8 protein-coding genes are annotated in these 15527 nt (G+C 35.8%); all 8 read left to right on the forward strand.

What is annotated here, in order from left to right; all coding sequences use genetic code 11:
* Positions 1 to 513: 513 nt before the first annotated feature.
* Entirely contained in the window at positions 514 to 2007 is a 1494-nt protein-coding gene (locus tag VFS71_RS16965; protein ID WP_326402774.1) for a xylulokinase, read from the forward strand.
* Between the two features lie 4 nt (positions 2008 to 2011).
* Positions 2012 to 3334: a xylose isomerase gene (xylA, locus tag VFS71_RS16970; protein WP_326402775.1), complete on the forward strand. Its 1323-nt coding sequence runs from the start codon at positions 2012 to 2014 to the stop codon at positions 3332 to 3334.
* 48 nt (positions 3335 to 3382) lie between these two features.
* Entirely contained in the window at positions 3383 to 6508 is a 3126-nt protein-coding gene (locus VFS71_RS16975; protein ID WP_326402777.1) for a TonB-dependent receptor, read from the forward strand.
* Between the two features lie 11 nt (positions 6509 to 6519).
* Positions 6520 to 8094, forward strand: coding sequence for a RagB/SusD family nutrient uptake outer membrane protein (locus VFS71_RS16980; RefSeq protein ID WP_326402778.1), 1575 nt, complete (start codon positions 6520 to 6522; stop codon positions 8092 to 8094).
* Positions 8095 to 8116: 22 nt separating this feature from the next.
* The gene (locus VFS71_RS16985; protein WP_326402779.1) at positions 8117 to 9532 is read left to right on the forward strand and encodes a hypothetical protein; all 1416 of its coding nucleotides are present in this window, start codon (positions 8117 to 8119) and stop codon (positions 9530 to 9532) included.
* Positions 9533 to 9825: 293 nt separating this feature from the next.
* On the forward strand, positions 9826 to 12252 hold the full coding sequence (locus VFS71_RS16990; protein WP_326402785.1) for a glycoside hydrolase family 2 TIM barrel-domain containing protein: 2427 nt from the start codon (positions 9826 to 9828) through the stop codon (positions 12250 to 12252).
* 74 nt (positions 12253 to 12326) lie between these two features.
* The gene (locus tag VFS71_RS16995; RefSeq protein WP_326402781.1) at positions 12327 to 14726 is read left to right on the forward strand and encodes an alpha-xylosidase; all 2400 of its coding nucleotides are present in this window, start codon (positions 12327 to 12329) and stop codon (positions 14724 to 14726) included.
* An 81-nt stretch (positions 14727 to 14807) separates the two neighbouring features.
* Positions 14808 to 15527, forward strand: a 720-nt coding sequence (locus tag VFS71_RS17000) for a glycoside hydrolase family 97 N-terminal domain-containing protein (protein WP_326402783.1), incomplete at its 3' end; no start/stop codon positions are given.

Here is a 15527-nt window from a genome sequence, read left to right on the forward strand (position 1 = left end):
CCAAAAGTACTTCCAGAATACCGTTGTCAAAACCAAATATAACACAGTCAATAGTAATGGCATTCATGGCAGATTGTTCCACAATTTGTATTAGATCCCTATCGATAATTTTTCCGCTCATAGCCTTACAAAGTTTAGCACTAAATTAATATTTTTTTAAAGAGTTCGGTTGTACACAAGAAAATATATTTTGTAAAATAAGTGTGATTAAACCTCTTTTTTGATTCAAACTTTCATTTTTTTTTAATTTTTAAATTCAATAATATTTAAAATGCTTTAAATCAGTGTTTTAAATATTAAAAAAATCCTAAAAACTGTGTAAAAATCACTTTTTTACATGGGATATTGGCAAAAACGAATCACTTTTTTTATCAATTACAAATATTTCTATACAATTTTTTGTTAATATGAAAAATTCGTTATATACTTGTAGTCAAATTAACCATAACGTTATGGTTTGTTTGACCAAAAGTACAAAAAACAATAATAAGTCAATCATATAATAATAAGAATATGTATTTTTTAGGAATCGATTTAGGAAGTTCATCCATAAAATTATCAGTATTTGATGCTGATAAAGGAATTACTGTTGCGGCAGTAACGGTTCCTGAATTTGAGATGGATATTGTAGCTCCTAAATTTGGTTGGGCTGAACAAGACCCTAATAAGTGGTGGGAGTATGTGAAAAATGGTATCCAATCTATTGGTTCAAAACAACATATCGATTTAAAAAAGATTGCAGGAATTGGGATTGCTTATCAAATGCATGGTTTGGTATTGACCGATGAGAATATGAATCCAGTTCGTTCTTCTATCATTTGGTGTGACAGTAGAGCAGCAATCATTGGAAATGAGGTTTATGACAGAATCGGACATGAATCCTGTCAACAACAAATACTTGGAAGCCCAGGAAATTTTACGGCTTCCAAACTAAAATGGGTTCAAACTAATGAACCAGATATTTTTCAAAAAGCGGTTTACATGATGCTTCCGGGCGATTTCATAGCTGCAAGACTTTCTGGAAAAGCACAAATAAGTACTTCGGGCTTATCGGAAGCCGCTTTATGGAATTTTTCTAAAGGAACTTTGGCGACAGAAGTGTTGCAGGCTATGGGACTTCCCGTAGATAAGATTCCTGAAATTGTGCCCAACTTTGGATATCAAGCAACAGTACACCCTGATGTTGCATCAGAATTAGGATTGAATGCAGATGTTAAAATTACATACCGAGGCGGAGACCAGCCTAATAACGCCATGTCTTTGAATGTGCTGAAACCTGGAGAAATTGCAACAACCGCAGGAACTTCAGCTGTAGTTTATGCCGTAAGTAACCAAGATGTTTATGACAAGGAAAACCGTATCAATACCTTTTTGCATGTTAATAATACCGAAGTTCAAAAAAATAACGGGGTGATGTTGTGTATTAATGGTTCTGGAATTTTATACCAATGGCTACGTAAAATCATGTCAACTGACAGAACTGGTTTGATCGCTTATGAAGCTCTTAATGCCGAAGCGGCGAAAGTTGTGGCCGGAAGCAATGGTTTGCGTTTTTATCCTTTTGGAAATGGGGTAGAACGCATTTTTAATAATAAAAATGCCAATTCTGGAATTCAAAATTTGAATTTCAATATTCATCAGTCAGGCCATTTGATTCGTTCAGCTTGTGAGGGAATTGTTTTTGCCATGAATTATGGTTTTGATGTTATGAAATCAGTAGGGGCATCTGGGGAAATTGTACGCGCAGGAAATGCCAATCTTTTTTTGAGTCCTGTTTTTAGAGAAATCTTTACCAATACAACACAAACTACATTAGAATTATACAACACCTCTGGATCTGAAGGTGCTGCCCGAGGAGCTGCTTATGGTTTTGGCTATTATGCTTCATTGGATCAGGCTTTTGATGGTTTAAAATGCATAGAGAGAATTGAACCAAATCCAATATTGACGTCACAATATCAGGAAATATACCAAGAATGGAAAAATCATATTAAACTAGAATCATAATATAATGGCTACAACAAAACAATCTTATTTTAAAAATATCGATACCATAAAATTTGAAGGTAGAGAGAGTACTAATCCTTTAGCTTTCAAATGGTATGATGAAAATCGCGTAGTGGCAGGTAAAACTTTAAAAGAACACTTGCGTTTTTCTATGGCTTACTGGCATACCTTATGTAATACAGGAGGAGATCCTTTTGGCGCAGGAACTGAAACATTTGAGTGGAATAAAAGCGAAGATGTTATTCAACGTGCCAAAGATAAAATGGATGCTGCTTTTGAATTCATGAGTAAACTCGGCATACCTTACTACTGTTTTCATGACATTGATATGGTAGACGATGCACCTACTTTGGAAGAATTTGAAAAACGTGTTCAGGCTTTGGTTGCTTACGCCAAAATCAAACAAGAAGAAACTGGAATTAAATTGTTGTGGGGAACTTCAAATTTATTTAGCAATCCTCGCTATATGAATGGAGCTTCTACTAATCCAAATTTTGATGTAGTAGCATATGCTGCAGCACAAGCCAAAATTGCGATTGATGCAACGATTGCTTTGGGAGGAGAAAATTATGTGTTCTGGGGTGGTAGAGAAGGATATATGAGTCTTTTGAACACCGATATGAAAAGAGAATTAGAGCATATGGGAAGATTCTTGACTATCTGTAGAGACTATGCTCGCAAACAAGGGTTCAAAGGAACTTTCCTTATTGAGCCAAAACCAATGGAACCTATGAAACATCAATATGATTTTGATGCGGCTACAACTTTAGGATTTCTTCATAAACATGGGCTTCAAAATGATTTCAAACTGAATTTAGAAGTGAATCACGCTACTCTTGCAGGACATTCTTTCGAGCATGAATTACAAGTGGCTGTAGATGCTGGAATGTTGGGAAGTATTGATGCAAATAGAGGAGACTATCAAAATGGATGGGATACGGATCAATTTCCTATCGATGTTTTTGAAATTACCCAATCTATGTTGGTGATTTTAGAAGGTGGAGGAATTCAAGGTGGAGGAATCAACTTTGACGCAAAAGTGAGAAGAAATTCAATCGATATCGAGGATAAATTCATAGCCCACATCGCGGGAATGGATGTTTTTGCCAGAGGACTTATCTGTGCAGACCATATTTTGAAAAACACCAACTATAAAGAATTACGCCAAAAGCGTTACGGATCATTTGACGGTGATAACGGAGCCAAGTTTGAAAGAGGGGAACTCTCTCTGGAAGACCTTAGTGCCATCGCTCGTGCAAAAGGAGAACCTCAATCAATAAGTGGAAAACAAGAACTATTTGAACAAATTATTGCCAATGCTTTTTAGAACCAATACAATCAATACTAACTTAAATTAACCAATTCTTAAATTATTATGAAAAGAAAATATTGTACATCGACAATGCTTCCCTTTTATATGTCACTCCTGTTCAGTGTATTTATACTGCAATCAGGTTTTGCACAACAGAAATCTCTTTCTGTAACAGGGAAGGTAACCTCTACAGGTGATGGCATGGGTATTCCCGGCGCAAATATTACTATAGAAGGAGGGGCAAGTACATCGACGGATTTTGACGGGACGTATAAAATTACCGCAAAATCAGATGACGTTTTAAAAATCAGTGTTTTAGGTTTTAAAGCCCAAAAGATTTCGGTAAATAATCAATCAACTATTAATGTTGCCTTGCAAAGTGAAACTTCAGATCTTAAAGAGGTAGTTGTTATCGGGTACGGAACTCAGAAGAAAGCACTTTTAACAAGTGCTGTTTCTCAAGTTAGTGGTGAAAACCTTGCTAAAACAAGTACTGCAAATGCGGTTCTGGCATTGCAAGGGCAAGTGTCAGGAGTTCAAATCACTTCTACTTCAGGACAACCAGGCGAGGGCTTGAATGTGGTTATTAGGGGTGCAGGTTCTATTGGGGGTACTAGCCCGCTGTATGTAGTAGATGGAATACTTACAGGAGATATTTCTTTTTTAAACAATTCGGATATTGAATCTATTTCTGTTTTAAAAGATGCTGCTTCTGCTGCTATTTATGGTTCTCAAGCTTCGAATGGGGTGGTATTGGTAACAACAAAAAAAGGGAAACGTGGTTCTGCGGGGAAAATCACTTTTGATCAATATTATGGTGTACAATCGGTATCCAGAAAGGTTGATTTATTGGATGCAACAGAATATGCTACTATATTAAATGAAGCTGCTGTAAACTCGGGTAAAAATCCATATTTCACAAATGCTCAAATTGCTACATTAGGCAAAGGTACAAACTGGATGGATGAAATGCTTGTTGATAATGTTGCCACTCAAAATTACTCATTTGGTGCTTCAGGTGGTTCAGATAGTTCTGTTTATTCTACATCATTGTCTTATTTAGGACAAGAAGGAGTTGTAGGAGGTGGAGATTTATCAAATTATGAGCGTTATAATTTTAGATTCAATTCAGAACACAAATTATATAAGGATGTTGTTACTTTAGGTGAAAATTTAAGTTTTGCTTACGTTAATAAAAATGGTATTGGTGTTGGTAATCAGTATAACAACTCTTTGAGAAGCGCTTTTCAAGCAACTCCATTATTGCCAATGTATGATGCTAATGGGAATTTTTATGATACCACTAATAATAGCGAACCATGGTTGGCAGGTGTAGCAAATCCTTATGCATTAATGGTGTATAATAATCAGAATGAAAGCAATAACCAAAAATTATTAGGAAATATTTATTTGCAAATTGAACCAATCAAAAACTTAACTTTTAAGACAACTTTGGGTCTTGATTATTATGCAGGAGAAGGACATTCTTATTCGCCTGTTTATCAATTGTCAATTTATGCAAATAGTACTTTTGACAAAGTGAATCAAAACATGAACAAAGGTAAAACTCTTACATGGGATAACTTATTGACTTATAAATTTAATGTTGCTGAAGGTCATCACTTAGAAGCCATGTTAGGTACATCTTCGATTAATTATGATGGAACTTCAATGAGTACTTCTAATGCTGATGTGATTTTTGATGATTTGCAACATGCTTGGTTAGATAATACTACGAACAAAGACGGCGCAAAAATATCACTAAATGGCGCAAAACAAGAGACTAAAAGAATGTCTTATTTTGGAAGGTTAAACTACAACTATAAAGACACTTATTTGTTGAATACAACTTTTAGAATGGATGGATCTTCTGTTTTTTCTTCGGAGAATCAATGGGGCTATTTTCCATCTGTATCTGCGGGTTGGGTAATGTCAAATGAAGATTTCTTGAAAGATTCAGAAGCAATAGATTTCTTGAAATTGAGAGCAAGTTGGGGACAAGTTGGAAATCAAAATGCAAGAGCTTTCCAGTATTTATCGACAATTAAATCAAATAATACGAACTATATTTTTGGTAATACAGAGGGTGTTCTAACGCCTGGAGCTTACCCTGATAGATTGTCAAATCTTGATTTAAAATGGGAAACTTCAGAACAAATTGACCTTGGTTTTGATGCTAGATTTTTACACAATACATTAACTGTTAATTTTGATGTTTACAAAAAAACCAACAAAGATTGGTTGATTTTAGCACCAATATTGGCAACAGCAGGAGCAGATGCACCTTATATAAATGGAGGTAATGTAGTTAATAAAGGGGCAGAATTGTCTTTGCAATACCAAAATAAAATTGGAGATTTTAATTATAGCGTCAGTGCAAACGGTTCTTATAATAAAAATGAAGTTGGTCAAATACCTACTGCAGACGGTATTATTCATGGATTAAGTAATGAACTTTATGATAATGCAGGTGAATTTTATAGAGCTGAAAACGGATTACCATTAGGTTATTTTTGGGGTTATAAAACAGGAGGTGTTTTTCAAAACCAAGCACAAATTAATAACTACAAATCAGCAAATGGTGTAGCACTACAACCTAATGCGGCTCCTGGAGATCTTATTTATGTAAATGCTAACGGAGATGATAAAATAGACGCTTCTGATAAAACCCAAATCGGAAATCCTAATCCAGATTTTACTTTTGGGTTCAATTTATCAGGTAATTACAAAGCTTTTGATGTTTCGGTTATGGCAAATGGTGTAGCAGGAAACCAAATCGTACAATCTTATAGAAATCAGTCAGGTGCTTATGGCAACTATACATCGGAAATATTGAGCCGTTGGCATGGTGAAGGTTCTTCAAACACAATGCCGAGAGTAACAGAAGACAATAGAAATTTCACTCAATTTTCTGATTTGTATATTCATGATGGTGATTTCTTACGTATTAGTAATATTACATTAGGATATGATTTTGCCAAACTTAAACAAAGCAAACCATTTTTTGCAAGCCAATTAAGACTTTACTTTTCAGTGTTAAATCTTTACACCTTTACTAAATATAATGGTATGGATCCAGAAATTGGATTTGGTTCTTCAAATAATGATCAAAAATTTTCTTCAGGTGTTGATGTAGGATACTATCCTAGACCAAGAACATTCATGATGGGATTAAATGTTAAACTTTAATAAATAAAACGATGAAAAAGACTTATTTATATATTTTCTGTTTGAGTTTGTTGTCTCTTGGTTCTTGTAGTTTAGAAACAGAGCCTATAACACAATTAACAGATACAAATTTTTACAAAACCACAAACGATGCTTATACTGCATTGGTAGGTTGTTATGATGGATTACAAGTTGCAACTGGAGCTGGAGGTATGGGTGTTCCTGTAATAAGTGAAGTAATGTCTGACGACTGTTTTGGAGGAACTGGTGCTTCGGATGGTTACAATTATGCAGCTGTAGACGAGTTTGATATTACTCGCTCTCCATCTGATGTAGACATGCTTAACGGTAATTGGATTGCTTATTATAAAGCGTTATACCGTTGTAATGTTTTCTTGTCCAAAATGGATCAAATTGACTGGAAAGGTGACACTACTTTAAGAAATACTTACGAGTCGGAAACCAAATTTATTAGAGCTTATCTATATTTTGAAATGGTACGCTTGTGGGGTAATATTCCACTATTAACAGCTCCATCTACTGAAAATGTTCCTCAAGCAACTCCAGATGAAGTTTATAAAGTAATAGCTGAAGATTTGGTATTTGCAGCAGATAAGTTGCCAGCTGTGGCATACAATGCTACAACTAGTGGGCGTATTACAAAATGGGCTGCAAAATCCTTATTGGCTCGTGTTTATTTATATTATACAGGATATTATGGAAAGACTGATTTAGTAGGAGTAGTAACTAAAACTCAAGCTTTAGGGCATGTAGAAGATGTTATTGCATCTAGCGGTCATGGTTTGGTAGATGATTTTTCTACTCTATGGCCAGCAGCTTCAGTTGACAAATATGCAGGTGAGGATAATAAAGAAATAGTTTTCTCTGTAAAATACACTTATACTAGTGATTATAACGGAAATACAGATGGTAACCAGTGGATGATAATGTTTGGTATGAGAGAGTTTTCATCTTATCCTTATGGACACGGATGGGGAGTTACTGTAAATTCAAAATTATGGGATGCGTATAACGCCAATGATACAAGACAAGTAGCCACAGTGATTGGAATTGAAGAGGAAAATATAGATTTTGACAAAATAAATAATCAACGTGAATATACTGGCTATTATAATAAAAAATATTCGCCAATGATTGATAAAGATGGAACAGAGCTGCCAATTGTTTCAGGTAGTCAGTTTTGGGATATTAGTCAATTTCAAGATTATGTTGTAATGAGATACTCTGATGTATTGTTAATGGCTGCAGAATTAGGAAGCGGAAATGCTCAAGCTTATTTTGATCAGGTAAGACAAAGAGCCTATAAAGCTAGTTTTGTATCACTTGCAGTAAATCATGATAACATTATGAAAGAAAGACATTTAGAATTTGCTCTTGAAGGTATTAGATATTGGGATTTACTACGTCAAGGAATTGGTACAGCTTCCTCAACAATTGCTGAAACTACTACTTTATTAAGCGGTGGAGTTGCAGGGACAAAAACTATTTCGGCTGCTAAAATTCAAGCTACAAAAGGATTGCAACAAATTCCTAATACTCAAATTACATTATCTAATGGAGTTTTGAAACAAAATGCTGGTTGGTAATTTTAACTAAAAATTTTAAAAAATGAAAAATATTAAACTATTAATCACATCATTTTTGATGTTGGCAGCATCATTACTAGTGTCTTCTTGTTCGCCTGAAACATACTCTTTAGACGCTGCGACTGATAAATCGGATATCCATTTCGATATTGTTCAAGATCTTGTAGCTGACCCAGGTGGAAATACAGTAATAATGACAAATAAAACCCCAGGAGTTGTACTTACTTGGGATTATGTTACAGGAAAATCAAATAATGCTACGCAAACCGTAAAATATGCTTTTAAAGGTGATTACACCATTAAAATTACGGCAGTTACTGGTGGTGGTCTTGTTGAGTTAGATCCTGTTACTATTACCGTTACCAAAGACAACTTAAACTATGTGAATGACCCGCTATGGAATTTACTTTCAGGTGGTGTTGGAAAATCTAAAACTTGGGTTTTGGATTTAGATGCAAACGGTGTTTCAAAATATTTTGCTGGACCAATGTACTTTTATGGTACCGATAATGCATGGTTAGAAGGTGGTGATAAAGGATGTTACGGTAGTGATTGCTGGAATTGGAGTCCAGAATGGAAAGGCAACCAATGGATAGCTGCTAAAGGTGATTACGGAACTATGACATTCAGTTTAGAAGGCGGTGCAATTTTAACAACAAATCATTTGATGATGCCAAGTTATGGTCAAGAATCAGGATCTTACTATTTAGATGCTGATGCAAAAACGTTAAGTACTACAAATGCTACCATTTTGCACACCAATGAATATGAAAACTGTGTAGATAATTGGCAAACAATGAAAATTATGTCTATAACTGCTAATACATTACAAGTTGGTGTTTTAAGAAAAGGTAGTTGTGATGGCGCAGCAACATTGGTTTATAACTTTATATCAAAAGAGTATAGCGACAATTGGGTACCGCAAGATGTTCCAGATCCAAACCCAACTATTGATTTAAATGGAGGAACAGTGGATGATTTATTATCAACCACAACTGCAACCACTAAAACATGGCATTTAAGCAAAGACACACCTTTTAACTGGACTGACTTGAACGGAGCATTCTTAAACAATTGGAATTCGGTTGCCGATTATGAAGCTGCAGGTTGGCCAGGATATACTACTGCTGACCAACCTACTGTTGTTAAAAACAAAATAAGTTTCTCAAACGACGGTAAGGTAACAACTGTGGATAGCAATGGTGTGGGGAAAGCAGGTACTTATTCGACAGAATCAGATACTAACATTATTACATTTAGCAGTATTTCACCTTCATTTCCAATTGGAAGTTCATGGGCAACGGTTTCAACTACAGCAGAAAACCAATGGAAAATAGTAAAAACTGCAAAGACAGGAAATGTCGTTACTGATATTTGGTTTGGAAAAAGAGATCCAAATAAGAGTGAGTATATGGTTTTTCATTTTGTATTGGATTAAAGAAACTACTAAGGTTAATAAAGTTTTTTTGGTTTTGAAACGGTTATACAATATCAAGAGTTAGGATTCATACTACTACTCTTGATAGTATTTCCAAAACAATGGGAGCCTGTTTTAAAGAAAAGAAAACCTACAACTGAAAAGTAATAATATAATGTACCGGTAAGTAGTGTTGTTTAAACACTTATCGGTACATTTATAATACTTTAAACACCATTATAATTTTAAGAAAAATGAAAAAGTTAAGCAATTTTATACAAACGTTGGCACTGTTGGGAATTACAATTCTGGTGATGTCCTATACTGGGAAAGAAAAGGGAACTATTCCCAATTCTAGAAAAGTGGCATTCAATTCAGGTTGGAATTTTCATTTGAACGACAGTATAAAAGACAAAGATACAATCAACAACTCTACTGTCTGGAGAACGTTAAATTTGCCTCACGATTGGAGTATCGAAGGAAATTTTGATGAAAAAAGCCCTGCGGGTTATGGCGGAGGCGCTCTTAACGGAGGCTTGGGATGGTATAAAAAAACATTTAAGATTGCTCTTGAGAATAAAGAAAAAATTACATCAATAGTTTTTGACGGAGTTTATAGAAACAGCCAAGTCTGGATCAACGGACATTATCTTGGTAAACGCCCAAATGGGTATATCGGTTTTCAATATGACCTTTCTCCTTATTTGAATTACGGAGATAAAAATAATGAAATCATTGTCAAAGTTGACAATTCAAAACAACCTAACTCTCGTTGGTATTCCGGTTCCGGGATATTCAGAAACGTATGGTTGGAAACAATAGATAAATTATATGTTGAACAATGGGGAACTTATATTACTACCCCAAAAGTAACTTCGAAAAGTGCTTCGGTACATTTAGAAACTACAATTAAAAATCAATACGCAGCTTCAAAAAGCGCAACCATTCTAACTACAATTTTCAAAAACGACACTAAAGTAACTTCGGTTACCCAAAATATAAGCATTGCTGCAAATGCAAATCAAGTTTTAAGTCAAGATATCCTTGTTAACAATCCTGTTTTGTGGTCTGATGAAAAACCGGAACTATACACTTCGGTTACGACAATTAGCATTGATAACAAGATTGTTGACCAATATAAAACCAACTTCGGAATCAGAAGTTTCAAATTTGACCTTAATAAAGGATTTATTTTAAACGGTAAGCAGGTTAAAATTAAAGGTGTTTGTATGCACCACGATTTAGGTCCATTGGGATCGGCTATTAATACAAGAGCCATAGAACGCCAGTTAGAAATTCTGAAAGGAATGGGAGTAAATGGTATTAGAACTTCTCATAATCCACCAGCACCAGAGCTTTTGGACCTTTGTGATAAAATGGGTTTCATTGTTATGGATGAAGCATTTGATATGTGGAAAAAAGCCAAAACTAAATACGATTACAGCCTTGACTGGGATAAATGGCATACCAAAGATTTACAGGATCAAATCCTGAGAGATCGTAATCATCCGAGTATATTTATGTGGAGTATCGGAAACGAAATTCCAGAACAATGGAGCGATGAAGGCGTTGTAATTGCTAAAGAATTATCAGCAATCGTTAAAAAACTTGACACTACAAGGTTGGTTACAGCTGCAATGAATCCCGCCGTTAATATGAATATTGATGATGTGACTTTACAATTTGAAAAGTCTAAAACCTATTTCAATAAATTAGCAACTTCAGGAGCTTTGGATATTATAGGCTACAATTATGCGCATCAAACTTTTGAACACCATCAAAAAAATTTCCCTAATGTTCCTTTCATCGCCACCGAAACCACTTCGGCTTTAGAAACACGTGGATATTATGATAATGTTTCTGATGTAGTAAAGAAATGGCCGGTAAGATGGGATCTTAAATTTACAGATGGAAATCCAGGCAATACGGTATCTGCTTATGATCAGGTTCAAGCGCCTTGGGGTTCTACGCACGAAGCCACTTGGAAAGTGATGAAAAAGCACGATTTCCTCGCAGGAATGTACATTTGGACAGGATTCGATTATATCGGTGAACCAACACCTTATGAATGGCCGTCAATCAGTTCTTATTTTGGGATTGTGGATTTGGCAGGTTTCCCTAAAGACGTTTATTATATGTACCAAAGTGAATGGACAAACAAAACCGTTCTTCACATCTTCCCACATTGGAACTGGGCAACAGGTCAAAATGTAGATGTTTGGGTATACTACAATAATGCCGATGAGGTGGAGCTTTTCCTTAACGGAAAATCATTGGGTACCAAAAAGAAAGAAGGAGACGATTTGCACATTATGTGGAGAGTACCGTTTGAGGCGGGAACTCTAAAAGCGGTTTCTCGTAAAAATGGCAAGACAGTTTTAGAATCAACAATCAAGACAGCAGGAGCAGCATCAAATTTAAAATTGTCTGCAGACAGACCAACCATCAAAGCAGACGGAAATGATTTGTCTTTTGTAACGGTCGATATTACAGATGCAAATGGTGTGCTTTCGCCAAATGCCAATAACGAAATCCAATTTTCTTTGAAAGGAAACGGAAAAATTGTAGGTGTTTGTAGCGGTGACCCAGTAAGTCATGAATCCTACAAAGGAACTTCACACACAGCCCTTAACGGAAAATGTCTCGTTGTAATTCAGGCAGGAGAAAAAGCTGAAAAACTGGAATTGACTGCCAGTGCAAGTGGTTTGAAAAGCAGTACAACAATAATTACGGTTAAATAAAGAAATGCTAAAACCGATAGATTTTAGAAATCTGTCGGGTTTGACAAATCGACTAAAAATAAAAACTAACAACAATGAAAAAAAGACAACTAATACCACTTTCCATATTTATGGTATTTGGACTTTTTGTAACTCCAAAAGGATTTGCTCAAATTCAAAATGCCGATGTTTTAAACGCGCCAATAGACGTCAGCAAAGATTTTCAAAATTATCTAAACACCTTTTATTTTGCTGATGAGTTAACCAATTTTGACCCGGCAACAGGAAAAGGAACTATAAAATATTTACGTTACAATTATCAAACACGTCAGGCTTTTAACAATATGATGATGAAGCCAGGTGTTGTTCCTTCAAATGAATTTCCAACAACGGAGTATGCGGTTTCTCCTGAATTGCCTTTTCAAATTCAGTTTGTGTCGGATCGTTCAATTCGTATCAAAACTACTTCAGGACCGCAATTTCGTCCTGAAAAAGAGTCATTGATGCTTGTTGACGGAGTAGCTCCAAATCATCCAGAATTATGGAAATCTTCTAAAATCGAAGGAGGTTATAAATACACGAGCAAACATGGTTCTGTTGAGATTTTGTCAAAACCTTGGCACGTGAAGATTTATGACGAAAAAGGAAAGTTACTAACGAGCACGCTTCATGATTCTGATTTTAAAAACACATATACCCCAACACTTCCGTTTTCGTTTGTTCGTAGAAACAGCGATTATTCAAGAAGTATGGGTGCAGCTTTCAGCTTAGAACCAGACGAAAAGTTATTTGGATGTGGTGAATCTTTCACTCAATTCAACAAACGCGGACAAAAAGTGGTTTTATGGACTGATGATGCCAATGGTATTCAAAACGAAACCATGTACAAACCGGTTCCGTTTTATATGAGTAGCCGTGGGTATGGAGTTTTCATGCACCATTCGACTCCAATGACAGTTGATTTCGGAAAATACTTTGGTAGTGCTAATGAAATGTACATTGGTGATGACGAAGCCGATTTGTTTTTCTTCATCGGAGAACCAAAAGAAATATTGGATGAATATACCAATCTTACCGGAAAAGCAGCAATGCCACCGCTTTGGTCATTTGGTTTCTGGATGAGCCGTATTACTTATTTTTCTGAAAAAGAAGGTCGTCAAGTAGCCAAAGATTTACGTGCTTATAAAATTCCAACAGATGTAATTCACTTTGACACGGGTTGGTTTGATGTAGATTGGAGAAACAATTACGAATTTTCCAAAGATCGTTTCCCGGATGCAGTGAAAATGATGTCGGATATGAAAGATGATGGGTTCCATGTATGTTTATGGCAATTACCATATTTTTCTCCAAAAAATACCTTGTTCAATGAAATTATGGACAAAGATCTTGCCGTAAGAGACCGTAAAGGAAACTTGCCTTATGAAGATGCAGTTTTGGACTTTTCGAACCCTGCAACTGTGACTTGGTACCAAGCCAAATTGAAACATTTATTTGACCAAGGAGTTTCTGTATTCAAAGTTGATTTTGGAGAAGCTGCACCACCAGACGGGATCTACCATTCAGGACGCACTGGTTTCTATGAGCACAATTTATACCCTTTGCGTTATAACAAAGCTGTTGCAGAAATCACACAAAAGGAAAAAGGGTATACTTTAATTTGGGCCAGAAGTACTTGGGCAGGTAGCCAACGTTACCCATTACACTGGGGAGGTGATGCCGAAACAAGTAATGGTGCTATGTCAGCCGAATTAAGAGGAGGACTGTCATTAGGATTAAGCGGTTTCAGTTTCTGGAGTCATGACGTTGGAGGATTTGCAACAAAATCTCCTGAGAATTTATACAGAAGATGGGCTCCGTTCGGAATGTTTACCTCACACGTAAGAAGCCACGGTGAGCCTCCAAGAGAACCTTGGTTGTACAGCAAAGACTTCTTGGAAGGATTTAGAAATGCGGATAATATGCGTTATGAGTTAATGCCTTATATCTATGCGCAAGCCAAAGAAAGTTCTCAAAAAGGATTGCCGATGATGCGTGCTTTATTCCTTGAATATCCAAACGATCCAGGTGCTTGGTTGGTAGACAATGAATACTTATTTGGATCCAGTATGTTAGTGGCTCCTTTATTCGAAGAGGTAACGGAAAGAGATGTCTATCTTCCAGAAGGAACTTGGATTGATTATCAAACCAAAAAAGTATATCAAGGTGGATGGCACAAAATTAAAGCAGGCGATATTCCAATCGTAGTTTTGGTTAGAGACGGTTCTGCGATTCCTCATATTGGATTGGCGCAATCGACAAAAGATATGGACTGGAGCAAATTGACCTTAAAAGTTTATGCTACAGATGCTACTACAACGGCTACTGCTAAAGTATTCTTGCCAGGAACCGATGCAGTACAAACGATTACGGTTTCTAAAAAAGGAACCAATTTTGAACCAACATCAAATCCATTAACTGGAAAAACCACTTTCAAAACCGAGTGGATAAAATAAATAAGTTGAGTTAGTTTTAAATCGGGGAATGGAGGATTGCTTTATTTCCCGATTTATAAAATAAGATTAAGAAACAATATTATGATCAAGAAATTAATACTTCCCGTTCTATTACTGTCTATAAGTATAGGTAATGCTCAAGGCAAAAAGACAAAATCTTATGAATTGGCTTCTCCTGCAGGGAAAAACAAAATTCAATTTCAGTTGGTGGATAGCGCACCAAAATATGCGGTTACTCACGGAAAAACTCAAGTGATTACACCGTCTGATATGGGTTTTATGCTAAAAAACAATGAAGATTTTAGCAAAAATTTTGAAGTACTCAAAGTTGAGAATTCCACTTTTGATGAAACTTGGGAACAGGTTTGGGGAGAAAAGAAAAACATCAGAAACCACTACAACCAAATGGTGGTGCAATTGCAACAAAAAAGCAACGAGAAACGTAAACTGGAAATTCAGTTCCGTGCTTACGATGACGGTATTGCCTTTAGATATGTCTATCCAAAACAAGGAACAAAAGACAGCATTTTCATCATGGATGAAAAAACAACTTTCAACCTGAAAGAAGATGGAAAAGCATGGTGGATTCCTGCGAATAGAGAAAACCGCGATGAATATCTTTTTAAAGATGCACCCGTAAGTACTCTTGATACCGTGCTTACACCTCTTACTATCGAAAGTAAAAGCGGATTGGCATTGAGTTTTCATGAAGCAAACCTAAAAGATTTTGCCAGTATGACTTTGGTAAATACTACTGGTACACAACTTAAATCCGATCTTGTGCCTTGGGCTGATGGTGTA

The sequence above is a fragment of the Flavobacterium sp. genome (assembly GCF_035760125.1).
Lineage (GTDB): Bacteria > Bacteroidota > Bacteroidia > Flavobacteriales > Flavobacteriaceae > Flavobacterium.